Origin of the sequence: Shewanella sediminis HAW-EB3, assembly GCF_000018025.1 — a bacterium.
GTDB classification, from domain to species: Bacteria; Pseudomonadota; Gammaproteobacteria; order Enterobacterales; family Shewanellaceae; genus Shewanella; species Shewanella sediminis.
In genome coordinates this window covers 4,265,475-4,288,798 of record NC_009831.1, presented here as the reverse complement: position 1 = coordinate 4,288,798, position 23,324 = coordinate 4,265,475, and the positions used below count along the sequence as shown (strand labels likewise).

The window sequence follows — 23,324 nt, the reverse complement described above, 5'->3', positions numbered from 1 at the left end:
ACTATGACTGATATATCTGTTGAATATAAAGCGCGTGTAGAGCAAGTTTCACTGAACGTTTGTAACACCGTTATTCCTATGGAGCAGCTTCCTGAAAACCTGACGGAGGCCTACGCCAACCTATGTAACGAACTGCTCGAAGACAATGATGAGAAGTTTGCTAAAGGTTGGGAAGCGCTACCAAAGAGCGCACAAGCCTTGTTGCCAAGGGAAGACTTTCACGGTTTCTATATCGCCAATGCCTGGTTGCAGCTAAGCCGCGTCGCCCAGGATATCTCAGAGATGGCCGACAGCGATGAGGCCATCGACGAAAAGGAATACAACGGCATCTTCACCCGCATCTCCGATGAGTCACTGAAAGAGAGCGCGAAGAAGCTGAAAAAATCCCGTACCGACAGAGCCCTGCTCAACAGCATCCGCGCAGTTGTAGACGGTAAGTAATCACCTCCTTAGTATTAGGTGTTAATCCTTTTACAGGGTGCTGATTGGCATTTAGCTAAACTACTCTTTAGCTAAGCAGCTAGGAACTAAGGCTATGGGCAACCATGGCCTTTTTTGTATCTGCCGCCAGCAGATACCTTACTGGTTAAGTTACTTGGCGAGTTTGTCTAATTACAAACTTCTAAAAACTTATCGATTTGGTTAGCTTAAGTTTTTCCATAAGTATCACTTATAACCATGGCTTTATCTGTGCTTATTGCTTGCAGCAGGCTTATGTGCAAACACTTCTGCGAGACGCCGCGAGTACAGTCCCTGTAGGCTCTGCCAAAACATCCATGTTTTGGAAGCTCGCAACCGCGTTTACACCTGAGTGTTAATCTCTTCGATTTGCTACTCTATGAAGCTGCTGATGGCAGGTCATTTAAATTTGATATGCCACCATTTAGACCACCAATTTCAAATTTTACTAAAAAATATTATTAAAAAAAACACAGCGCTAATAGTTGTATAAACAATAACATTTGATAACCCGAACTTTTTAACTAAAAGGCTGGCCTCCATTTCCTGTTCAAAAGTCATGAAATTATCATATTTTGAGCGCCTTAACAGAAACCAAACAAATGGAATTAAGTAACAACTTACAGTTGTGAAAATAAAATGGCTTTCATGATAGAACCAATCATTAATCTCTAAAAATACTCCTGAAAAAAATGTCTCTGCCAGTAACAACACGCTATGTAAATTCAACAACATGAAAAAGGAAAGAATTGACAACGATGATCCCAGTGAGTACAAATTGCTACCACCTTTGTTTTTTTCGTACTTGCACAGAACATAAAGTAATACTTTAAAAAAATATTCCATTATTATTTATCTTCTTCTCGCCTACTCGTCAGCTAACCTAATCGAAAAACAAAATGTATTTACAATAATTTTAGTAACTTACCAGTAAGGCTTCTGTGAGGCAATGGCCATTTTTGCTGTGAAAACTGAGAAGTTTGATAATCGAAGAGATGACTTTCTTGTGAACAATCAAGTGTAGGTGCGGCTGTGAGCTTCGATAGCATGGATGCTATCGCAGAGCCCACATGGAAGTGTCCATGGCGTCTCGCAGAAGTATCTACACATCCCCCGCTGGGAAGCGATAGATAACTAGGAAGGTACGACCTTCAAGCACACCGTTCAATACCAAAATTCCACAGAGAAGATGTAACTTGCCTTCATTCCAAGGCAAAAAAAAGCTACCAATATTAACTGGTAGCTTTAATCTTTCTCGTAGCCCCAAAACATTCGCGGCTAAAGCCGCTCCTACATGGAGAATGTCTTACTCCTGCAATAACGCCTGTAACTCGAACCTCGAAAGAGTTAGAACGACGTTCTCTTGTAACGTCGATACTCTGCGGTCCAGAAGTTATCTTCGATAGACTGCTCGAGTAGCTCATCGGTACAGGGGAGGGCGTGTCCTTGCTCGATGGCAACCTTACCTACGGCAAGGGCGATATGCTTACTGACCTTGTGGATCTCTTCCAGCGGTGGTAGCAGTGGGCCTTCGCCATCGAGTGCAAGTGGTGAACACTCGGCTAACGCACGACTCGATGCCATCAGCATCTCATTGCTGACCCGTTTGGCTCCGGCGGCTAAGACTCCCAGGCCTATGCCCGGGAAGATATAGCTGTTATTACACTGGGCAATTTCAAAGGTTTCATCTTCCACGACTACTGGCTCGAATGGGCTACCCGTTGCAACGAGTGCCTGACCCTTAGTCCAGTGCAGGAGATCTTTCGGTGTGGCTTCGACGCGGCTCGTTGGGTTAGATAGCGGGAAGACGATTGGACGAGGACAATGACTATGCATCGCCTTGATTATCTCCTCACTGAATACACCGGGGGCACCGGAAACGCCAATTAATACGGTTGGTTTAGCGTTGTTGACGACATCCAGCAATGAGATATTTTCACTGAAATTATCCCAGCCTTCGATATCATCACATTTCTGCGCCAGCTTTTGCTGGAATGGCAACAGGGTAGGCATATTATCTTGTAGTAAGCCCCAACGGTCGACCATGAAGACCTGTGCGCGTGCCTGCTCCTCGCTGAGCCCTTCAGCGATCATTTGTGCCACAATGGCTTCGGCGATACCACAACCGGCAGAACCTGCGCCGAGGAAGGTGACGCGTTGCTCACTTAGCTTGGTTTTTGCCGCTTTACAGGCCGCCAATAATGAACCGACAGTTACTGCAGCCGTGCCTTGAACATCATCATTGAAGCAGCAATATTGATCTTTATATCGCTCGAGCAGTGGCATCGCATTTTTTTGCGCAAAATCTTCAAATTGAATTAATGCGTCGGGCCAGCGGCGATGTACCGCTTGCATAAAGGCTTCGACAAATTCGGTATACTCTTCGCCGCCAATACGTTGATGGCGCCAGCCCATGTACATCGGATCTTCGAGCAGATTAGGGTTGTCGGTACCGACATCGAGAGTGATGGGTAGGGTATAGGCGGGGCTGATGCCGCCACAGCTGGTGTAGAGTGATAGCTTACCAATGGGGATCCCCATACCACCGATACCTTGGTCTCCCAGACCCAGAATACGCTCACCGTCGGTCACCACAATAATTTTTACTTTCTGACGGGTGGAGTTATTTAACAGATCATCGATGCGATCTTTATTTGGGTAGGAGATAAACAGGCCACGGTTACGACGATAGTTTTTTGAGAAACGCTCACAGGCCATACCCACAGTAGGGGTATAGATGATCGGCATCATCTCGGTGATATGATTCTGAACCAGACGATAGTAGAGAGTCTCGTTGGTGTCCTGGATATTTCTCAGATAGATATGTTTGTCGAGATCGTTGGTGAAATTAGTGTATTGGTCATAGGCTCGAGAGGCTTGCTCCTCGATGGTTTCAATCACATGGGGAAGCAGGCCTTCCAGGTTGAAAAAAACTCGTTCTTCATCGGTGAATGCGCTGCCCTTGTTGATCAAAGGGGCTTCGAGAATAGCTGGACCTGCGAATGGAAGGTAGAGCGGGCGTTTGTGATCGTCCATGGGTAACCTTTATGATTTTTTAGTTATTTAGGATGCTGTTTTCTATGCATGGAAAGACTAACACAAAGTGTGATCTTTGTTGCGTTTTCGAAGGCTGATTTTCGATTATTTTTTATCTTATCTGTTTAAAACGCTCTAATACCAATTGCGTTAAGTAGCTGACCATTCAGCGAGAATTCAAAGCCCTGTAGGCAAGGAGTATATTTGCTCCTGCAATATAGACATATGCCACATCCATGTGGCTATAGGATGATTGAAGCTAATAGTTATTCTCTGCAACAAGCTCCTGCGTTGCTCTACCTTCTGCATCCATGCCGTCGTATATCGAAAGCATCCAGTGCAGCATAAAGGGCTTTGCCCTTTGCTTTAAACATCAGTCGCACTAAGTGAGCCCCCTTAGGCTTTCTTAAAAGGGAGTAACCATTTCCTCATCAATGCGCCTTTAATTGAAACCCCTGAGGGGCTCTGAATTGGTTAATTATTTAATGCAACTGGTATCATCAGACACAAAAAAGCACAGCCTGAGCTGTGCTTCTGTTTTAACTTAGCTTCCAGACCTACTTACCGCGATACTTCAGCGATAAACCGGTTAAGAAGTTACGCAATACCTGATCGCCACACTCTTTGAAGTGTTTATGACCCGGTTTTCTGAATAGCGCACCTAACTCAGATTTTGACATGTTGAACTCTGCCAAAGTTAATGTGCCGATGATGTCATCTTCACGCATCTCGAGTGCTACTCTTAGCTTCTTAAAGATAAGGTTGTTATTGATTTGCGATACCGGCTCAGGAATTTCAGCACCCTCTTTCAGACCACGCTTTTCGATAATCAAACCATCGAGGAAAAGACACATGGTCTTATCGTTACACGGCTGGTAACCCTCTTCAGATTCTTTCTTAAGCATGTCGAGCAGTTGCTCTTGAGATACTTCGTGATTTACCTTACCGAAGATCTTGATCATCTTGGCGTTCTGGTAATCGAACACGAAACGTAAGCGGCGTAAAATATCGTTGTTAATCATGATGTTTTTTCTTTATCTCGATGATTCCGCGTCTGCGGGATCTTGTGATTGCTATTATAGCCGAATTTAACGTTGATCCTTTGATTTATTTAACATCTTGAATCTGAGCCGATATTAACCTGTTTCTGATGATAGCCCGAACCTGGTTATGCAGCTCAAATACCCTGTCGAGAGAGTTTAGGTTCAGTGAGATGTTTTCTAACATCACTAAACCTAAATTAAATTGCGGATAGTAGAGTGTCATAGACATATAGCCGGACAGGTAGCCGGTATGGCTATATTCTGTGAGGTTATCATCAAAGTTTAAGCGTAAGCCGTATCCGTAGCTCATATCTGACCAGAGGAAGTCTATCTCGGTGTGAGGTGTCGTCATTAACTGATAGCTTTTCGGGCTGATAAATTTACCCGCATGCAGTTTTATCTGAAAGTCTGAGAAGGCTTTGGTGGTTGAGATTATCCCGCCAGCCGGAATTAAAGACGCGGTGATTGTCAGGTCCGATTGGGTTAACCCGTTTGCCGTTTCAGTTAAACCGATGGCGAGGGCGGGGGCACGTTGGCGTATATCATCGATATCACCCACTTCTGCATAGAGTCCGCCTAATCTATATGCCAGTTTAAAATCGGCTATCTGTTGGGGAAGAGTTTGTTGGTTTACCTGCTCAAGGAGTTCTCCCAGAATGGTGTAGCCATAGTTTGAATATTGAAATTTTGAGCCGGGTTCGAAACGATTTGGTTTGCCCAGTTGATCGATACCCGATGTGTGGCTCAGTAGGTGATGAAGGGTGATCCTCTCATCAAACCGGTTAGGGTTGAACCTCGGTTGCTCTTGGGATGTTTGCCTGGAGGTGCCATAGAGGAGCTCTGGGTTAGTCGTTTTAGCCTGGTTCTGGGGAGTCACAGTGGTGCTGTCCGCTGACCCATCTTCATCGACTTGGGATATTTTTCCCTCTTCAGTTTCTGACTCTGACTCTGACTCTGGCTCAGTTTCGGGCCGAGTCTCAAACTTTGCATTAAAACCCGTGGATGGCTCACTTTCCTTCTCTTGATCCCAGTCCTGTTCACTATCTACCAGCGTTTCATTCTGGAATCTATAGCTGTTGAGAGAGCGGTCAAGCTGTAGTTTTCCGGCATCGACGGCTTGCAGTATTAAGGTGGCGGTGATCTGTTTAGAGAGGGAGGCAATAACAAAACTGGATCGTCCATTGATCCCCCTACCTTTATGCATGCTAAGTAAGGGGTTTCCCCCCTCCGTCAAGAGGATGCTGCCGCTAAAGGGTTGCAGGGAGTTATCGATAGCCTCCCTGACTCGATTTTCGAGCGGAAGGTTCTGCTCGAGTTTTTGTGACCCGGCTTGTTCGCTCTGGGAGTTTTCAGGGGATGAGCTATCCCCGGGCGGTGGAAAATCGGCATGGGCCGGAGCGGTTAACAAACCGAGCAGTATTACGCTCCGCCTCAAAGTAATTAAGCCAATCCTTAACTTCATTTTTTACTTCCTTACTTTGTTGCCATCCAATAAATAAACAATCCGGCGAAGCCAACTAAATAAAGCAAGCCGAATATAGAAAGAGACTTCATTTTCAAGCCATAACGGTCAGATTCTGGCAAGGCTGAACTGGTCATCAATTTATAGTTTAACCAGGCAAATACCACTGTGGTCATGAAAGCCAATATCATGACAAATTCCAGCAGCGGCAATAACGCCCCTCTGAAGAAAAGTACTATGGCCAGTCCTAGCGCACTGATGGTCAGCATGACCCCTGTCAGTCGTTTCTGCGACTCGTTTTTATTAGTCAGCAGCTGCCAACCCATATTCAGGGTTCGGCTATAGCCATCGATAACGGTCACTGTGGTGCTGAATATACATAAAAGCGCTACGGCTCCTATCAGGTAACGGGTTTCATTGCCCAAAACCTGACTATATAAGGTGATAAGTTGGTTCGCAAATTTAACCCCCGATGATGAGAAATGCTCACCGCTGCCATGCATGACTAAAGAGCCCAAAGCTAAAAATACGATGGCAAGCAGGGCTGTAATAAGGTAGCCAAAGTTAAAGTCGAAGATGGCCTGCTCTTTGGTGACACTTTGGCTTTTCTGTTTTTCCAATAACCACAAAGAGTTCCATGAACTGACCTCTATCGGCGCGGGCATCCAACCCATCATGGCAACTAAAAAGCCGATATACCCCCATTGCCAAGGGGAGGGAGATATAAATTCTGGACTCACCATTGAGGGCGCATTCAGTGCTAAAGCGACAGCAATTAAGGTGGTGATAGTCAGAAAAAACATGATCACTTTAGTGAGCTTATCGAGTAGCGCGTAGTGGCCGAAAATGAGCAATACTAAGCTGGAGATTAAGACGATGAACGCCAATATATCGATAGATAGCGGAATAAAAAGAGTCAACATGGCTGCCGTTAACATCGTTACCCCTGCCGTGCTGGCAATTGCAGCTAGGGTGTTGAGTCCGGTAAACAGAAGCAGATAGCCTCTGCCTTGCTTTAAGTAACCATGAAGTAGACTCTCATTGGTGGCTGCAGTATAGCGAGCACCAGCGGCAAAGAAAGGATATTTGAGAAGGTTTACTGCAAGAATTAACCACGCAAGTTGCCAGCCAAACTCTGCTCCGGCTCTCGTAGAAGCGACCAAGTGTGAAGCGCCAATGGCTGCGGCGGCCATTAACAGGCCTGGTCCCAATGCTTTCAAGGCCACTTTAAATGACATAACCGGGTGCTTTTTTGAGTGTATAACTGGGTTGTCGGCTAGCTTTTCCATGAGGAACCATTTGATTGAGTTTCATTGGCGGTGGTGTTATTTATCAGGTGGCTAAAATCCATTTATATCATCCATTGTTCTAATATCCTGAGTTCACTAGGCTCAGAAAATGTTCAGTAAGCGAATGAATTAGATTAACAAGATGCTGTTGTTAAACCAATGGTAACCTTGTGAGAATCTTATTTATTGGGGGAGATGCTTGATGAGGAGGTCCTTAAACTCCTTCCTGTTAAACGGTTTGCCGAAGCTGGCTACGATATTGACCCGCTTCATCTTTAATATATCGAGTGTAGAAGATAAGGTCAGGGGATCCATGCCCGATACCAAAATGACGGGGGTATTGTCGTTTAATTCTATGATGCGATCGATATGTGCAATACCAACCATGTTAGGTAGTTGAATGTCAGTGATGATGAGATCGGCGGCTAACAGTGACTCTTTATCGGGTAACGAGTCGAAATGAATAAAAGTGTCAAAACCGGCAACATCGACCAAGGTTTTGATCTGTTTTACCATAAATTCATCATCTTCAATCAGAAGTACTGTGGCTGATGTCATTAACTTTCCGCCTGCTGGGGTATCTCATTGAGTGTAGCTTCAGTCGGTAAAAAACTCATTACCGAGTGCTAAAAAACCTTATGGATAATCAGTTTACTCAAGCTAAATAATCGCTACTTTTGCACCTATCGTCAGTTGCCTCATGGGAACTCTTGTTGACTGAGTTCTATTTGGGCTAGGTTTACTTTCACTGTTTACTTATCGCTCCTGTTTTAATCACCGTGGGAAGGCTTCTCATGATTAAAAGGTAAGAGAATGTAAATGCGGTCTTCCAAAGGCCGTTCTTTTTGCTTTAAATAGAAAGTTGCTTTAATAGAAGCCATTTTTGATATTAAGATCAAAGGAGTGTGTCATGATAAAGTTGTATGGTGTTCCCCGTAGCCGTTCACTGCGAGTGTCCTGGACGCTGGAAGAGTTAGGGATAGATTGGCAGTATCACTTTATTAACTTTGCTAAAGGAGATAGTCGAAGCGCAGATTTCCTCGCGGTGAATCCTTGCGGTAAAGTACCGGCCTTGATCGATGATGAACTGGTTATTACCGAGTCGGCGGCTATCGTTTTACACTTAGCGGAAAAGTATGGCGACAGGAAACTGCTACCAGAATTAGGAAGCGATCTCTCAGCCCTACACCATAGGTGGGTGAGCTTTATTATTTGCGAATTAGAGCAGCCCCTCTGGACCATGGGAAAGCATAAGTTTGCCTTGCCTGAAAATCTGCGTCAGAGCAGTATCTTACCTGTGGCTAAGTGGGAGTTCGATAGGGCTGCGGGTATCGCAGAAAATTGGCTGCCGGACAGTGATTATCTGTTAGGAGATAGCTTCTCCGCGGCAGACATACTGTTAGCCCATACTTTGTTATGGGCGACGCGTTTCGAGCAGGAGATCCCGCCAAGACTTGCCGCCTATCGCGACCGCGTTACTGCAAGACCCGCGATGGCTAAAGCACTCGAAAAAGAGATGGCTGGAGCCGAATAAAAGCAGCTTATTCGCAAACAAAAAAGCATCTATTTATACGGCTTGGTATAAATAGATGCTTTTTGTTTATATTCTCTTCGCAACTCGCAACTCGCAACTCGCAACTCGCAACTCGCTACTCGAACCTTATAATTGCGTCGCAGCCCATTTTGCGCGGCTTTCACGACTCTCTTTGAAGCCCTCTTTCTCGCGATAAGCTTTGTAACCCTCGACATCGAGCGGGACTAAGGTAACCTCGACTTCAAGAACAAGCTTACACTCTTTCTTGATGCGCCATGCCGCAGTGTTATACAGCTCAGTCAGTGGTAGAGAGCTTAAGAATTCCGGGTTGTATTGGGTATAGATGGCTTGGGTTGGGTAAACCACAAAGCTGAGTCGACGCTTAGGCTCTTTCTTAAATAGCTCTTCGATACCATCACAGGTGTTAAGCACCTGCATTTCGATGATTTCATCTATCTCCAGTAGCTTCTTCTCTGCAAGGCCCGATACCGGTTTCTCACCTGCTTCCCAGGCGAGTACATCCTCTTCGGTTGCTTTTGAAAGTTCGGCAACTTGGGCTGGAGTTAGTCCTACAGATAAGCGTAGGTATTTTATTTCGATGGCATTTAAGCCGGCATTTTTTGACATGATGTTTCCAAAATAGAGATAATTCTCGCGAACCTGATGCGAAAAGAATTTTTAACTTGTTAGAACCTAGAACCTAGAACCTAGAACCTAGAACCTAGAACCTAGAACCTAGTTCCTAGTTCCTAGGAACTGAGACTTAACTTTGCATCCAGACCTCTTCGGCCCATTGCCAGAACGATTCCCAGGTTTCGCTTTCGAGCCCATCTTCGCTCCAGAGCATGACCTGACCTTCCTGATCGATGCAGTAGAAACTATTGCCCTGTTGGCATATGGCCACGTATTCACGTGACATACCAATAGACCAGGCATAGGCGGTCACTTCAGACAGGTAGGTGTGCGAATATGGGTCGCTGGCCGTTACAGGCTCGATGGTTCCATAGATGACATCACTGGCGTAAAGAAGGTATTCCTTTAGCTCTGAAGGCAGAGGCATGAGGATCTCCTCTTCAACGACCACGATTTGTTCAAAGGTCGGGAGTTCTAAAGGGATAGGAACTGTTTCGCTCAGTTCCTGTAGTTGCTCAATGATGTCGTGCATCGTCTCTTCGCTGGTTATGTTTCAGTGGGGGCAAGTATATCCTGATTGATGTTATTTTGTTAGTTAGCGTTTGTATCAATCCTCAGATTATGGTTTTGCTTCTCTTGTAGAGGATAGAGGGAGGAGAGTGGGAATATCTGCTGCATTTTGCGCTCTGTTGCATGGGAGAGTCATTCTGAAAGAGTGACTCTGGAGGTTTAGATAATCACATAACCTCCAGGTTCGTTTGTAAGGCTCTAGGCGACGGCAGCGGTAATGATACCGGCCTCATCGATACGCTTATATTGGAGCCAGGCTTTATGGTATTGCTTATGTGATGCCTGGCGCAGACGTGTTATTCGCGCTGTTTCTATCTCATTGAGCTGTCTGTTTTCATTTTTAGCAACGGCTTGTATCGCTTGCGCCTCTTCATAAACCAGGTGTTCAGCACCACTCTTGATCTTTGCTATCTCGTCTAAGTGCAGTTGCACCTCGGCTATCATCTGTGAATTTGGGAGCCTGATAAGTACATTGAGATCGCGATAGCCTGACTCTTTAGGTGAGGCGAAACGGTTTTTTACCTGAACGACCTGTGTTTGAGTGCTCAATGACTCATACGCTTGCATAAGATCATGAATATTGTTGCTAACCAGTGTGGCTCTTGCCAGGTCGGTTAATTGACTCGCGTCACCATTAAACTTAGCCGTCACTTTCTCCTGCGCCCTCGCATAACTCTTAATGGGAGGGAGTAGAGGTGAGCTATGAGAATTACCGGCGATGGTATTCATTATGTGGTTTAGCTCATCTTGCGCGGTTTGCGCCTGAGAATATAGAGAGTCTAAATCGCTGCTGGTTTGTCTGGGGATCTGGTATTGGAGGCTGGATATAGATGTCAGGCCGGTTAGGTTTTTGGTCAGTGACTGCCTGACGGCATAGTTATCACTTTTCTCTTTGACGTTGTTTTGAAGTTCGTAAGTTGCCGCAAACCCTGTCCGGGTGGATAGAAGAAGTAGGAAGATAAAAAATGTACGAAACAATCTGTTCATACTATTCATAAACATAAAGTAGACCTCTTTTCTCGCTGAAATACTAAACGATAAGGTTAATTTAGGCTTTGGTTGCTTAATCTATGCTGAATGGATAATTAATGTTTGTTCATGAAAGAGTTTACTCGGTTTTTAGATGAAAAAAGAGCGCTTAACGCGCTCTTTTAAAAGAAAAAACTCTAGTTAGTTGATTACCAGATCTTTACACGCTTTTCGGGGGCGAGATACATGGCATCGCCCTCTTTCACGTCGAAAGTGGTATAGAACTGAGGCATGTTAGACAGGGCACCCAATGAGCGGAACTTAGCCGGAGAATGCGGATCGGTTGCTACACGGTTACGCATAGATTCCTCTTTAATCTTCGCGCGCCAGATTTGAGTAAATCCGATGAAGAAGCGCTCATCGCCGGTTAAACCGTCGATAACAGGGGCCTCTTTTCCGCTAAGTGACTTTTTATAGGCTTTATACGCTATGGTCACACCAGAAAGGTCACCGATGTTCTCACCAAGGGTCAGCTCACCATTAACGTTGAGATCGTCAAATACGGCATAACCATTATATTGTGTGACTAAGGCGCTCCCTTTCGCGGCAAATGCTGACAGATCTTGTTCTGTCCACCAGTCACGCATGTTGCCTTCACCATCAAACTTAGCCCCCTGATCATCGAAACCATGGCCCATTTCATGACCAATAACGGCACCAATACCACCATAGTTTACGGCATCATCGGCTTCCATATTAAAGAATGGAGCTTGAAGGATTGCTGCCGGGAATACGATCTCATTCATGGTTGGGTTGTAATAGGCGTTGACCGTTTGTGGGGTCATATGCCATTCCCATTTACGGATTGGGCCGGCAAGTTTTTCCAACTCTTTGTCATGACCGAGTAGACTCGCACGAATACCGTTGCCGACGAGCTCGTCAGCTTTGATCGTCAGCTTATCGTAATCTTCCCATCTATCCGGGTAACCAATCTTAGGATCGAATTTAGCCAGCTTATCTTTTGCTGCTACTTTAGTGTCGGCGCCCATCCAATCCAGGTTGTCTATGCTGTCGCCGTAAGCACCACGTAGATTTTCAACCAGAACCTGCATACGCTCTTTGGCCTCAGGCGTGAAATGACGCTTAACGTAGACTTTACCCACGACTTCGCCAAGCACAGAGTTAACCGTGCTCACGCCGCGTTTCCAGCGAGGCTGCTGCTCGGCTTGACCATTTAATGTTTTGGAGAAAAACTCAAAGTTTTCTCTATCAAGATCGGCGGTTAACTGGCCTGCAAAACTCGTGAGCAGCTGCCACTGCATGTAGGTTTGCCATGTGGTTAGCTCGTTCGCCTTAAGCACTTCATTGAAGCCTTCGATGAAACTTGGCTGATTGATGATGATATCAGATTGCTTCTCGACACCTAAAGTCGTCAAGAATCCAGTCCAATCGATGTCTGGTGCCAGAGTCGGGAGATCTTTAACTTGCATCAGGTTGTACGTTTTTGTGCTATCTCGGGTCTCAACGACATCCCAATGTCTGCTGGCTATTGCAGTTTCGAGGGCTAACACCTTCTCAGCACTGGCTTTTGGGTTAGCAAGACCTGCTAACGTGAACATCTTTTCGATGTGCTCGATGTAAGCCTTACGAATATTGACGAAACGCTCACCTTCATTGAAATAGTAATCTTTCTCCGGAAGGCTTAGGCCATACTGCCAGATGTGTGTGGCGTAGCGGCTTGAATCTTTTGCATCAACATCGATATAGAAAGCGAGTGGCGTACCAGCACCAATTAGCTGACTATGAGCAAAATATTTGACCAGTTCATCTTTCGATTTTAGTGCGGCAATCTTGTCTAATTCGCCCTGAATTGGCGCAGTCCCTAGCTTATTAAGCGTGTCGATATCCATAAATGAGCGATAAAGGTCGGCAACTTTTTGCTCGTCACTACCCGCTGCTAGATTAGGGGTGGCGGCTACCTCTTCGATAATGGCTTTTACATCATCACGGGATTTTTCACGAAGATCATAGAATGCACCCGCGCTGGTTCTGTCGCTCGGGATCTCGGTATTCTTAATCCAGGTGCCATTTACGTAGTTGTAAAAGTCGTCTTGCGGACGAACTGACTTATCAAAATTAGCAAAATCGATACCTGAACCCAGCGCCTTTGATACCGCTGCAGCAGTCTCTGTTTTAGTGATTTCAGGTGCTTTAACTTCGGCTGCTTTATTATTGCAGGCACTAAGACCTACAATCAGTGAGGCACAGAGTCCCCCAACGAGTACTTTCTTCATTATGCTTCCTTTATCTGCTGGTTGCCCATCTATGGGTCATTGTTGTTATATCCAATGTTACTGTTTTGGTGATACGGCAACTGGATTTTTGATCAGTAAGTATATGCGGCTCTTACATTATGCTACATATGTTAAGGCTATGGTGTGGGTGTAGACAAGTGTTGAGAGGTACTTCCGTGTGTTTCTACCCATTTAGTTGTGTAAGTAAAGGTTTCCTTCTACCCATGAATTTTGGGTAAACCAGGCTATAACGCTTTGATTATTCGTGCAGGGTTCCCTGCTACCAGAGTCTTGGCCTGAACATCTTTGGTCACTACCGAGCCCGCCCCTATTACGGCTTCATCTCCGACTGTAATGCCCGGGAGTATGATTGCACCACCGCCAATCCAGACGCGCTTGCCTATGGTTATGGCTTTGGCAACCTCATAGCCTTGGCATCGCTTTTCGGCTTCGAGAGGGTGGTTGGCGGTATAAAATTGTGCATTGGGTCCAACCATAGTGTGCTCTCCGATATGGATTGGAGCATTATCCTGCAGGGTGACATTGCTATTGATGTATACCCTACTGCCAAGGTGAATGTGTAAACCGTAGCTGATATAAAACGGCAGGACTATGTTGGCGTCAGGAGACTTGTGCGGTAGCAAATTTTCATCATGCTGATAATCGAAGGAGAGGTTAGCCTGTCGATTGAGCACCTGTTGTTGCTTTCTCAGCTCCATGAGCTCTGCATCTAAATAGTTATATTCCTGACCGGAAATCATTTTCTGATAGTTGCTAAGCTCTTGGTTCATAGCTGTTCCTACTCATTTTTATTCAGACAGGTTAGTGTGAAGTCGGTATCCATGCCAAGCAAAACTTTGCCCTTTGTGAGCTTGGGCTTCATAATGTCGCCAATTCTGTATTCAAAGCTGAGATCTATTGTGCGTCTAGACAAATTTATCTGCGAATCGACTTCGCTAACCCGTTCTTTAGCGAAGAAGGCCATGCATAGAGGCGATGTCACTTGCGATGGTGAAATCATTAAGAACTCTGGCTTTAAAGTGACTGATGCACATACCATCTGTCTCGATGGCGAGGTGCTATCGATCATCGGGCCTCGTTTTATCATGATCAATAAACCCGTCGATACCATCTGTTCGACCATAGATGAAGAGTACCCATCTGTGTTGGGATTAATTGATGTCATTAAACCTGAAGAGTTGCATATTGCCGGGCGTCTGGATGCGGACACCACAGGGCTAGTGCTGATAACTAATGATGGTCAGTGGTCCCATAAAATCACCTCTCCTAAGAAAGAGTGCGGTAAGCGTTACTTGTTGGAAACGGCTGAGCCATTGGCTGATTCATTGGTTGAGCAATTTGCAACTGGGTTGCAGCTCAATAATGAAGACGGCCTGACTAAACCGGCTATATTGGATATCTTAGGTGCTCATGAGGCAAGATTAACTATCACTGAAGGTAAATATCATCAGGTTAAGCGCATGCTCGCCGCGGTGGGGAATAGAGTCACCCGCTTACATAGAGAATGCGTTGGCACGATAGAGTTAGATGCAGATCTTGATTTGGGTGAGTGGCGTTACCTTACCGACGAAGAGATTAAGTCGGTTAAGTAAGTTTTAATGTAAGGCCTGCAGATGCAGGCCTTTTGTTATCTGCTTACAAGATCCATTATCGGAAAAAGGTCGCTAATCTGAGAGCTTGATTGAGCCACTAATGGTTGAAATTTTGATATCTGCGCCGGTACTACCCGTTTGGAATTTAAGGTAAGAGGTCGGAGAGTACTTCTCTTTCTTTGGCTCGTCGTCGGTCAGACTGTTTCTGATCTTACCTCCGGGGCCGCCATTGATATTGAAGTTGGCGGCAAGATTTTTAGGGAGCTTTAGCTCAATACCACCACTCACGCTATCTAAGTTCGCCCTTGATTTAAGACTGCTCACCGCGAGCGTGATATCGCCACTGATCGTTTTTACTTTTAATTCATTCACTTTTTTCAGCTGAACGTTGGCATCTCCCGATATCTGCTCGATAGAGACATTTTCAGCTGAGCTATTTGCTGTAAGATCTCCACTGACCAGCTTATAGCTTATCTCACCATCACTGTTTTTATCTTTTATCGACCCCGATATGGTGTCGAGTTTAATCTTTCCGGTTAGTTTAGACGTTTTTATGTTCCCGGATACGGTGTGGATGAAGATCTGATTGTCGATATCGGACGCATTGATATTGCCACTGACGGAGTAGATCCCAATAATTCCTGAAAGAGAGGAAAGGTTATAGCTTGAGGATAGGCCCTCTGCGTCCAGGGTTAAGTTTTTAGGTACCATGATAGTTAAATCAGAACCACTCTTATTATTACCATTGAAGTGACGGGGCATTTTATCTTCGAGAGTGACCTGGTTTCCCTGCTTATCTAATATAAAGCCTTCGCTGAGTTCATCTAATGTCCCCTTCACGCTGATCTCATCCTTATCCCAGGACCTCACCTTCACGTCGCCTCTCAGTACCTTGATATTGAGTTTTAGGTTGTCATCTACCTGTAATTGCTTATCGACAGATTGTGCTGCGATAGCCATATTTGCTACTAATATGAGGGGGATGGTGAGGTAATTTAATAATTGACTGACTTTCATATTGTCGCTCCTTGTGAATTTTGCGAAACAGGCAGCTTCTGCCCCTGTCTTAGAAGTTCGATCTCTCGGTGTTGGGCCCATAGCCACAATTGCCAGAGTTGTTTGTCTGTTGGATTACGTTTCAGTGATTCATAAATTTGCTTGGCGGCTTCTCTTAGTTGATCGATACCCGTTTCGACGGGAGAGCTATATGGACTGCTCTGCCAGTTAACCAACTTACTCGTTTGTTGAAGTTGTGCGATTTGAATCTCGTGTTGGGCTTTTATCTCTGCTAGCGTATTTATTAATGCTGAGTCGACCTCTGGAAGTGGTAAAAGCGGATTAAAAAACTTCTGGCCGATAAAAGCTGTGATTAACAATAGGCAGGCTATTGCTGCATTACGCCAGAGGTTATGGCTGGAGCGCTTAGTCATAAGGCTGATAGGCGCATCCAGGCGTTTTTCTATCTTGTCCCACAGATCATTTTCCGGCGTGAGTTCCTTTGGGAGGTTCGCTATCAAGTCGTCGAGTTTGCTATCTTTGCCATTCATTACAGCATCTCCTGTAGTAGCTTCCTGGCTCTGTGGTACTGTGCTTTACTCGTGCCGGAGGCAATGCCCAACAGACCGGCGATTTCATCGTGTTTATAGCCTTCAATCGAGAACAGTATAAATACAATACGCGCCCGTTCGGGAAGCTTGAGTAATAGCTTGTCAAAGTTCTCATATTCCAGTTTGTCACCGCTCGCTTCGGTATGTTCACTCATGGGAGTGAAACGGGCCCAAAAGCTTTTATGTTTCTGAATACTGCTCAATGTCTGGTTGACCGTCATGCTATGTAGCCAAGTCGTAAATTGACTCTCTCCCCGAAACTGAGGCAACTTTTGCCACAAGCGAACAAAGGTTTCCTGTGTCGCTTCTTCTGCCAAATAAGCTTGTCCGGAGAGTCTGAAGCAAAGGCCATACACTCTTTTGTGATGACGCAAATAGATCTGCTTGAAAGCGGTTTTATCTCCTTGCTTGGCTTTCTCAATCAGCTCTAGTTCTGAAACCTCTTGGTTTGCAATGAACTCTATCTGTGCATTCACTCAATATTCCCTGTGTTATGAGTACTAAATCTTTTTGATACCTATTAGACATAGGCAGAGTGGAAAAAGGTTTGAATTAATATTAATTAAATGTTGCCGAAAGGTATATCTGTTATATCGAAGATGAGGGAGTACAAAGTAAAGCGGGCGTAATATATCAATTAAGGGGGTTGTGGGAAGAGGAAAGAGGAAAGAGGAAAGAGGAAAGAGAGGGGGCTCCTCTCTTCCTGGCAGGCTATTTACTTTGGTTTATCTCTGCAAATGCTATTTGTGCCCCGACGAGATCGGCTAAAGCGGTGCCAACGGTTTTAAATAGTGTTATCTGTTTATCGTCAGTTCTTCCCTTCAGTCGATGATCACACAGTTGTGACAGCTCACCTTTGACTTCATTCGTGTCGTAAAGCCCCTCGGCGACAGGTATCAGGATCTCTCCAGCCTCGGCAAAGACATTTATTTTTGAGTCGACATATACATCTGATTTTAAAATTAATTTAGTGTCGCATTCGCGCCTGTCATGATTATGGTTACCGACAAAGTCTGTATGTGTGCCTTCCTGTACCCAGTCACCGTCAAACAGCGGACTCGGGGAGCCCGTAGCGCAACTGATGATGTCGGCATTACGAACGGCAGACTCTAAGTTGTCACATACCTGCACATCCAGTTCGGGGCGATTGGTTTTTACTATATCGACAATCTTGAGAGCACTTTTTGGGTTGCGGCCCCAAATCTGAATCTCTGTAATAGGCCTGACGCTTGCGTGAGCGAGTGCCATAAAGGAGGCAAGACGACCGGTGCCACATACCAGTAATTTGGTGGCGTCTTCTCTTGCCAGAAAGTCACTTCCCAATGCTGAAATAGCTGCCGTACGCCAGTAAGTCACGCTTGTACCATCCACTAAAGCCTGAGGAATACCTGTTTTACGATCAAAAATCATTATTTTGGAATAAAGGCTCTCTAAATCTGACGACTTGCTTGGATTATTTGGAAAGTAGGTAAAGGCTTTAACCGCGATCGTTTGCTCATTCCATGAGGGCAACACGGCAAAGGCATCGCTGTGGGATGAGGATTCATCTAGGCTGAATACTTGTCGTTGAGGCATGCCTGCTGGCTTAGAGAACGTCTCTTTAAGCGCACTAATCAGTTTCGGGAAGTTAAGTGTTTGGTGAATTTGTTCTGCATCAATGACTAGCATAGTTACTCCATAATACCATTTTGGATACAGTATACTAAAATAGCATCAAGATAAACATGACTCTTGATGTGAAGATGAATGTGTGGATAAAACATGAAAATGCAGGGTTTGCATGATTTTATTGTGTTTTTTAACTAATATTAGCTAATAATGCTAATTTTGTTGCCGGTGGCCAGTGGTGGTGTAACTCCGCTGTTGCATTTGTTGCCTAACCAACTTAGCCCTGTGATTTATTTACAACTATCCTTACTAGAGTGCTCTCATTTATAAAGGTCGCCAATATGCTCATTCGTCATAAATTACTGCTCAGTGCCGCAGTGTCTATTCTTTCCATATTTGCCATGTTTGGTCTGCAAGTATATTCAAGTGGTGTTCAGGATGATCTGTCTCATACTGCCCAAGGTGTTATTGAATTAGAGAAAGAGGTGCTGAGTCTTCGAAAAGACGAAAAGGATTTCTTTGCCCGATTGGAGCTTAGTTATTTGGATAAACACCAGTCAAATTCTGATGATATTGCAAAAGTGATTAACTCGTTAAGAGAGAGCTTTGTTATTTATGAGATATCGACCGATGCCCTGCAGAGTTTCGAGAAGAGTTTGAGTCACTATGAACAATCGTTCAAAAAGGTGGTTCAACTGCAGCAGGAGATTGGACTTACCCCCAAAACAGGCCTCTATGGCACTCTTAGAGAAGCCGTTCGTAATGTTGAAACTCTGGTTAAAAAGTATGATGAGCCAGAACTGATGGTGGTAATGCTACAGCTCAGGCGTAATGAGAAAGACTTTATGTTGCGCCGGAACATGAGTTATGTAGACAAATTTGAAGGCAATATTGATAAATTCGGGCAGACGTTGGCCGAGTCCGGGCTCGATTATAGTGTCAAAAATGAAACCATGACGCTCATCTCAAGTTACCAGAAAGATTTCGCAACCTTAGTGGCTAAGGAGCAAGCCTTAGGGTTAACCAAAAATGACGGTGGAATGGCGGAACTGCGTGATGCCATTGCTACGGCTGAGGCGGACTCTGAGCGACTGAAAGAGCAAGCAGGTGCAGCGATCCATGCTGCTGAAGAGTCGGCCCTTACGGTGGGAGTTGTTGTATTTATCCTGATCGCTATCATTCTTTGTGCTTTCACCTTCTTTATTATACGAAGCATTATGGAGCCAGTAACACGTATCACGCTTGCTATCTCAAACATCGAAAAGAATAAGGATTTGACGGTCCGCTGTGATGCAACCTCAGACGATGAACTTGGGCAGATAGCCAAACACTTTAATCTTATGGTTGAGAGCTTCCAGAAACTGATTGAAGAAGTTATAGATTCGGTTCAAATCATGAATCACTCCTGTTCTGAGCTCTCATTAAATGCCACTAAAGCATCTGAAGGGGTGGGGCAGCAGCTCAATGAAACCGATATGGTGGCTACCGCGATAACTGAAATGGGAGCGACTATCGATGAGATTGCAAAAAATACCGAGTTAGCCGCTGACAGAGCGGGAAATACCCATGACAATGCTCTAAAAGGTCAGGCTGGTGTCGAGCAGACTATCGAGAAGATTCAATCATTAGCTGAACAGTTAAATGGCTCAGCGCAAGTGGTCGGTGAGTTGGAAAAGGACAGTGAGACGATAGGAAGCGTACTGGATGTGATTAGAGGGATCGCCGAGCAGACGAATCTTCTTGCGCTCAATGCCGCTATCGAAGCGGCCCGTGCCGGTGAGCAGGGACGTGGTTTTGCTGTCGTCGCCGATGAGGTGCGTAGTCTGGCTATGAGGACTCAAGAGTCGACCGAAGAGATCGCAGGGATCATTCAAACACTGCAGGCGAGAACCCGTTCTATCGTTCAGTTGATGGAAGCGACGCAGAGGCAGGGAGGGGAAAGTGCAGAGCAGGCCGCAACAGCGGGTACTCTACTCGAACAGATAAACGTCGATGTGACGAATATCATGGACATGAGCACTCAAATTGCGGCTGCAATCGAAGAGCAGAGTATGGTTGCCTCTGAGGTTAATAAGAACGTCGTGGTTATCAGGGATATTGCTCAGGACTCGGCGACAGCTGCTGATGAGAATGCACAGGCGACGAGTGAAGTTCAGTCTCGTGCCGAATCACTTCATCAAGCAGTGAGCTTGTTTAAGATCTAACCCTGAAGTTAAATCGTTAGGCTAAGCTTAGAGAGTGTATCTATATAAATTGATTTTATGAAATTAAATCACTTTTTGAATTTGCTTGGCCTAGTGATCTTGCTGTTCTCATTTTTGGCGGCGAGTGTGCTTTATCACTTTGTATACTTGCCCGGTATTGAATCGCAGATACGCTCACAGCAAGAAAAAGAACTCCTTGCCGTTCAGCGTGGCATTAAGTTTGCTCAAAAGAGTTTAGAAACACTTTGTTATGATTATGCCGTCTGGGATGAGATGGTTAAATTTGTCTATTCCAAAGAACCCGCCTTCATAGCATCGAACTTAAGCGTGAACAGTTTTGAAGCTGCCGATATCGATGGTGCGTACCTATTCGATACCCAAGGTAAGCTTCTGTGGCAGCACTTCGTAAATCCTGACTTTTCATCGCAGCGCTTACAAAAAGATAACACAACCTGGATTGGACAAGTGTTACCTGATGAGAACATCATTACAAAGCAGCTCCCCTCGACAAGAAACGGAATAATTAATTTAGACGGTACTGTGGTCTATTTCAGTAATGCCGTTGTGTTACCAACCAGTGCTATGGGAGAGATCGTCGGTAGCCTGCTGATGGTGAGGGAGATTGATAATGGTCTGGTTGATCAGATCAGACAGTTGAGCCTGGTTAATTTTAATATAGAGGGGTTAGACCCTGAAAAATCATATTCAGGGCTGACCAACTTCAATAGTATGCCTCATATTGGATCACTGGCCTCTAAGCATGAATGGTTGATAAATGATGTCTTTGGCGTGCCGACATTGAAGATATCGGTCGTCCATGATGAAAAAATCTCGCCCTCGATCCTTACACCTCAGTCTATCCTACTCTTTATTACCTTGATTATTGCGTCAGCATGTTCTGTTATTCCTGTGTCGGTCATGATTTTAAGGCCAATACGCAGTGCCAGCTTAGTCTTAGATAGAATGGCTGAGCGTGGAGTCTTGTACAAGATGAGGACCACATGGCACATCGATGAAATAGTCCGTTTAACCAGTTCCTTCAACCTGATGGTTGATAAATTAGAGCGGCATCAAAATTATCTCGAGTCTCTTTCCTATAAAGATCCCTTAACGGGGATCGCCAATCGGCGCAGCCTGGAGGTTTTCGCGCAACGAGCCTTCACGCAGTGGAAAGAGGGGAAAGGTGTTATCGGTTTCTTGATGATAGATATCGATCTGTTTAAGGAGTACAACGACACCTTAGGGCATCAGGCCGGAGACAAGGCTATTCTCTCTATCGCTCAAACTTTATTGCTTGAATGCAGGCGAAGGGGGGAGTTAGTCACACGTTATGGCGGGGAGGAGTTTTGTGTCGTCATTCAGGGGGATAACTTTGCTCAAATGGAGTTGTTATCGAAAAGGATGCTGGAAAAAGTGAGAGAGCTAAATATCTATCACCCTAAATCTTGTTTCGATGGCAGGGTCACCGTGAGCATAGGCGGAGTGTTCTATGAACGTTTTCATCCATCATTTTCTGATGTTAGCTGGGAAGGTATGATCGCCCAAGCTGATGAGCAACTTTATAAGGCAAAGTTATCGGGGCGTAATAAACTGATGCTTGAGTACAAGAGAGTGGAGCCGCTAAAGCTTGTGGAATAAATCACTGAAAACAGTTGATAAAAATTGATGAAATAATTGTAAGTTATCGAGGGGGGGAGTCAGGTTTACATCTAAAGAAGAGAAAATTGGTGCCCGAACCCGGAATCGAACCAGGGACACGAGGATTTTCAATCCTCTGCTCTACCGACTGAGCTATTCGGGCAACGGGCGCTATTAAAAGGCTTTTAGACTTTTGAGTCAATAACTTTTTTCAATTTAATCGCATTCCTCGTTTGTTTGGGTGACTTTTGTTCTAATTTGGCAGGTAGACTGTTTTATTGAATGAAAAATCAACTCAGTAGGAAGTTGAGGCAATTTGTTATTTCTTAGGGGCACAATTGAGGAATTGATATTTTATGGATGAATGGTCTTGGGTAAATTAGGTTATCGGTTAATGCTGAATGCTAGAGAGGAGCTATTTTTGTTCATAAAAAAGCTCCGTTACCGGAGCTTTTTTATAATTTCGCCAGACTAACAGTTGATTAGCGAGACAACATCTTATTATTTGGGAAGTTAATTTTCATTACCGACAAGACATTTTCTCTGAGTTTTTCTTGGCCTAATTCACCATAAGCCTCAGCCATAATCTCTAATGCTCGCTCTGTCGATGTTGTGCCCGGATACGTTTCCATGACCGATTGTGCTCTCGTTGAAGCCGCACTCCAAGCATTCATTTTTATATAGTATTCAGCTACGTTGATAGAGTATTTTGCTAAACGGTTTTTCAAGTAAAGCATGCGTTTAGCTGCATCTGGTGCGTATTTACTCTTTGGGTATGACTTGATTAGACGGTCGAAATCATTAAAGGCATCTTGTGCTACTTTGGGATCTCTGTCTGTTCTGTCGATATCTAACATATCGTGGAACATATAGTTATCAGATTGCATATTGACGAGTCCACGCATGTAGTAAACATAGTCAATATCTTTATGAGTTGGGTTCAGCCTGATAAAACGATCGATATTAGCGATACCCGATGCTGCGTCATCTAGTTTATAATAGGCAAAGATGAGGTCGAGTTGTACTTGAGTTTTATGCGGACCAAAAGGATAGCGAGAGTCTAATGCTTCTAATGAGCGTACCGCTTTACTGAAGTTTCCAAGCTCCATGGACGTTCTTGCTTGAGAGTAAAGTATATCTGGTGAGGATTTCTTTACCTTTAGATCTTCTTCTGGGCTACTACTACAGGCCGCTATGGCCAGTGAAAATAGGCCGACTACGGCACCTTTAGCGAATTTATGCATACTTAAGTTCGATTCTTTTAAAGTTATGGTTAAGAATTTTTCCATTTCAATATAAAATAGAAACAATTCGATTGTAACAGATAGCACACATTTTTGGACCCCGAAACGCGGGTACGGTTCC

20 protein-coding genes and 1 tRNA gene are annotated in these 23,324 nt (G+C 44.8%); 5 read left to right on the top strand and 16 right to left on the bottom strand.

Going from position 1 to position 23,324, the window contains the following annotated elements; translation table 11 throughout:
• Window positions 1-3: 3 nt before the first annotated feature.
• On the top strand, window positions 4-441 hold the full coding sequence (locus SSED_RS18435; protein WP_012143854.1) for a DUF3069 domain-containing protein: 438 nt from the start codon (window positions 4-6) through the stop codon (window positions 439-441).
• 1,365 nt (window positions 442-1,806) lie between these two features.
• Here SSED_RS18435 and SSED_RS18425 read toward each other — a convergent pair.
• The 5 genes from SSED_RS18425 to SSED_RS18405 form a co-directional block, all read right to left on the bottom strand.
• A complete protein-coding gene (locus tag SSED_RS18425) occupies window positions 1,807-3,495 on the bottom strand; it encodes an NAD-dependent malic enzyme (RefSeq protein WP_012143852.1) in 1,689 nt (562 codons plus the stop codon).
• A 557-nt stretch (window positions 3,496-4,052) separates the two neighbouring features.
• Complete coding sequence (locus SSED_RS18420) at window positions 4,053-4,517, bottom strand: YehS family protein (protein WP_012143851.1); 465 nt, start codon at window positions 4,515-4,517, stop codon at window positions 4,053-4,055.
• An 85-nt stretch (window positions 4,518-4,602) separates the two neighbouring features.
• Window positions 4,603-6,000 (bottom strand): serine hydrolase domain-containing protein, encoded by a 1,398-nt coding sequence (locus SSED_RS18415; protein ID WP_012143850.1) that lies wholly within the window; start codon window positions 5,998-6,000, stop codon window positions 4,603-4,605.
• A gap of 11 nt (window positions 6,001-6,011) precedes the next feature.
• Window positions 6,012-7,238: an NRAMP family divalent metal transporter gene (locus SSED_RS18410; protein WP_049772176.1), complete on the bottom strand. Its 1,227-nt coding sequence runs from the start codon at window positions 7,236-7,238 to the stop codon at window positions 6,012-6,014.
• A 234-nt stretch (window positions 7,239-7,472) separates the two neighbouring features.
• Window positions 7,473-7,847, bottom strand: a complete 375-nt coding sequence (locus tag SSED_RS18405) for a response regulator (RefSeq protein WP_012143848.1) — start codon at window positions 7,845-7,847, stop codon at window positions 7,473-7,475.
• Window positions 7,848-8,199: 352 nt separating this feature from the next.
• On the opposite strand from SSED_RS18405, the gene SSED_RS18400 reads away from it, so the two are divergent.
• Window positions 8,200-8,823 (top strand): glutathione S-transferase family protein, encoded by a 624-nt coding sequence (locus SSED_RS18400; RefSeq protein ID WP_012143847.1) that lies wholly within the window; start codon window positions 8,200-8,202, stop codon window positions 8,821-8,823.
• A gap of 126 nt (window positions 8,824-8,949) precedes the next feature.
• Here SSED_RS18400 and SSED_RS18395 read toward each other — a convergent pair whose 3' ends face one another.
• The 5 genes from SSED_RS18395 to SSED_RS18375 form a co-directional block, all read right to left on the bottom strand.
• On the bottom strand, window positions 8,950-9,450 hold the full coding sequence (locus SSED_RS18395; protein ID WP_012143846.1) for a DUF4447 family protein: 501 nt from the start codon (window positions 9,448-9,450) through the stop codon (window positions 8,950-8,952).
• A gap of 136 nt (window positions 9,451-9,586) precedes the next feature.
• A complete protein-coding gene (locus SSED_RS18390) occupies window positions 9,587-9,988 on the bottom strand; it encodes an SMI1/KNR4 family protein (RefSeq protein WP_012143845.1) in 402 nt (133 codons plus the stop codon).
• A gap of 236 nt (window positions 9,989-10,224) precedes the next feature.
• Window positions 10,225-11,013, bottom strand: a complete 789-nt coding sequence (locus tag SSED_RS18385; RefSeq protein WP_041422288.1) for a RelA/SpoT-related domain-containing protein — start codon at window positions 11,011-11,013, stop codon at window positions 10,225-10,227.
• Between the two features lie 191 nt (window positions 11,014-11,204).
• Window positions 11,205-13,289 (bottom strand): M13 family metallopeptidase, encoded by a 2,085-nt coding sequence (locus SSED_RS18380; RefSeq protein ID WP_012143843.1) that lies wholly within the window; start codon window positions 13,287-13,289, stop codon window positions 11,205-11,207.
• Window positions 13,290-13,534: 245 nt separating this feature from the next.
• A complete protein-coding gene (locus tag SSED_RS18375; protein WP_012143842.1) occupies window positions 13,535-14,080 on the bottom strand; it encodes a sugar O-acetyltransferase in 546 nt (181 codons plus the stop codon).
• A gap of 93 nt (window positions 14,081-14,173) precedes the next feature.
• On the opposite strand from SSED_RS18375, the gene rsuA reads away from it, so the two are divergent.
• Window positions 14,174-14,902 (top strand): 16S rRNA pseudouridine(516) synthase RsuA, encoded by a 729-nt coding sequence (rsuA, locus tag SSED_RS18370; protein WP_190273170.1) that lies wholly within the window; start codon window positions 14,174-14,176, stop codon window positions 14,900-14,902.
• Window positions 14,903-14,974: 72 nt separating this feature from the next.
• Here rsuA and SSED_RS18365 read toward each other — a convergent pair whose 3' ends face one another.
• The 4 genes from SSED_RS18365 to lhpI form a co-directional block, all read right to left on the bottom strand.
• On the bottom strand, window positions 14,975-15,919 hold the full coding sequence (locus SSED_RS18365; RefSeq protein ID WP_012143840.1) for a DUF4097 family beta strand repeat-containing protein: 945 nt from the start codon (window positions 15,917-15,919) through the stop codon (window positions 14,975-14,977).
• Window positions 15,916-16,449 (bottom strand): hypothetical protein, encoded by a 534-nt coding sequence (locus SSED_RS18360; RefSeq protein WP_012143839.1) that lies wholly within the window; start codon window positions 16,447-16,449, stop codon window positions 15,916-15,918. Before SSED_RS18360 ends, SSED_RS18365 begins: the two co-directional genes overlap by 4 nt.
• Complete coding sequence (locus tag SSED_RS18355; protein ID WP_012143838.1) at window positions 16,449-16,985, bottom strand: RNA polymerase sigma factor; 537 nt, start codon at window positions 16,983-16,985, stop codon at window positions 16,449-16,451. The genes SSED_RS18360 and SSED_RS18355 overlap by 1 nt, the downstream gene beginning before the upstream one ends.
• A 235-nt stretch (window positions 16,986-17,220) precedes the next feature.
• Window positions 17,221-18,177: a bifunctional Delta(1)-pyrroline-2-carboxylate/Delta(1)-piperideine-2-carboxylate reductase gene (gene lhpI / locus SSED_RS18350; RefSeq protein WP_012143837.1), complete on the bottom strand. Its 957-nt coding sequence runs from the start codon at window positions 18,175-18,177 to the stop codon at window positions 17,221-17,223.
• A 281-nt stretch (window positions 18,178-18,458) separates the two neighbouring features.
• Here lhpI and SSED_RS18345 point away from each other — a divergent pair, with 281 nt between their 5' ends.
• Both SSED_RS18345 and SSED_RS18340 read left to right on the top strand, forming a co-directional pair.
• Window positions 18,459-20,321, top strand: a complete 1,863-nt coding sequence (locus SSED_RS18345; protein WP_012143836.1) for a methyl-accepting chemotaxis protein — start codon at window positions 18,459-18,461, stop codon at window positions 20,319-20,321.
• Window positions 20,322-20,378: 57 nt separating this feature from the next.
• Entirely contained in the window at window positions 20,379-21,959 is a 1,581-nt protein-coding gene (locus SSED_RS18340; protein WP_012143835.1) for a sensor domain-containing diguanylate cyclase, read from the top strand.
• A gap of 87 nt (window positions 21,960-22,046) precedes the next feature.
• Here SSED_RS18340 and SSED_RS18335 read toward each other — a convergent pair.
• Both SSED_RS18335 and SSED_RS18330 read right to left on the bottom strand, forming a co-directional pair.
• Window positions 22,047-22,122, bottom strand: a tRNA-Phe gene (locus SSED_RS18335).
• 319 nt (window positions 22,123-22,441) lie between these two features.
• Window positions 22,442-23,203 carry an outer membrane protein assembly factor BamD gene (locus tag SSED_RS18330; protein WP_083758981.1) on the bottom strand — a complete coding sequence of 254 codons (762 nt, stop codon included), beginning with the start codon at window positions 23,201-23,203 and terminating at the stop codon, window positions 22,442-22,444.
• Window positions 23,204-23,324 lie beyond the last annotated feature (121 nt).

Bases quoted from the DNA above. Each gene is read 5' to 3' on its own strand.
- SSED_RS18400 (WP_012143847.1), top strand. From the start codon at position 8,200: ATGATAAAGTTGTATGGTGTTCCCCGTAGCCGTTCACTGCGAGTGTCC.
- SSED_RS18365 (WP_012143840.1), bottom strand. From the start codon at position 15,919: ATGAAAGTCAGTCAATTATTAAATTACCTCACCATCCCCCTCATATTA.
- SSED_RS18330 (WP_083758981.1), bottom strand. From the start codon at position 23,203: ATGCATAAATTCGCTAAAGGTGCCGTAGTCGGCCTATTTTCACTGGCC.
- SSED_RS18410 (WP_049772176.1), bottom strand. From the start codon at position 7,238: ATGTCATTTAAAGTGGCCTTGAAAGCATTGGGACCAGGCCTGTTAATG.
- SSED_RS18375 (WP_012143842.1), bottom strand. From the start codon at position 14,080: ATGAACCAAGAGCTTAGCAACTATCAGAAAATGATTTCCGGTCAGGAA.
- SSED_RS18380 (WP_012143843.1), bottom strand. From the start codon at position 13,289: ATGAAGAAAGTACTCGTTGGGGGACTCTGTGCCTCACTGATTGTAGGT.
- SSED_RS18360 (WP_012143839.1), bottom strand. From the start codon at position 16,449: ATGAATGGCAAAGATAGCAAACTCGACGACTTGATAGCGAACCTCCCA.
- SSED_RS18390 (WP_012143845.1), bottom strand. From the start codon at position 9,988: ATGCACGACATCATTGAGCAACTACAGGAACTGAGCGAAACAGTTCCT.
- SSED_RS18425 (WP_012143852.1), bottom strand. From the start codon at position 3,495: ATGGACGATCACAAACGCCCGCTCTACCTTCCATTCGCAGGTCCAGCT.
- SSED_RS18395 (WP_012143846.1), bottom strand. From the start codon at position 9,450: ATGTCAAAAAATGCCGGCTTAAATGCCATCGAAATAAAATACCTACGC.
- SSED_RS18385 (WP_041422288.1), bottom strand. From the start codon at position 11,013: ATGAACAGATTGTTTCGTACATTTTTTATCTTCCTACTTCTTCTATCC.
- SSED_RS18405 (WP_012143848.1), bottom strand. From the start codon at position 7,847: ATGACATCAGCCACAGTACTTCTGATTGAAGATGATGAATTTATGGTA.
- SSED_RS18345 (WP_012143836.1), top strand. From the start codon at position 18,459: ATGCTCATTCGTCATAAATTACTGCTCAGTGCCGCAGTGTCTATTCTT.
- lhpI (WP_012143837.1), bottom strand. From the start codon at position 18,177: ATGCTAGTCATTGATGCAGAACAAATTCACCAAACACTTAACTTCCCG.
- rsuA (WP_190273170.1), top strand. From the start codon at position 14,174: ATGTCGCCAATTCTGTATTCAAAGCTGAGATCTATTGTGCGTCTAGAC.
- SSED_RS18340 (WP_012143835.1), top strand. From the start codon at position 20,379: ATGAAATTAAATCACTTTTTGAATTTGCTTGGCCTAGTGATCTTGCTG.
- SSED_RS18415 (WP_012143850.1), bottom strand. From the start codon at position 6,000: ATGAAGTTAAGGATTGGCTTAATTACTTTGAGGCGGAGCGTAATACTG.
- SSED_RS18435 (WP_012143854.1), top strand. From the start codon at position 4: ATGACTGATATATCTGTTGAATATAAAGCGCGTGTAGAGCAAGTTTCA.
- SSED_RS18420 (WP_012143851.1), bottom strand. From the start codon at position 4,517: ATGATTAACAACGATATTTTACGCCGCTTACGTTTCGTGTTCGATTAC.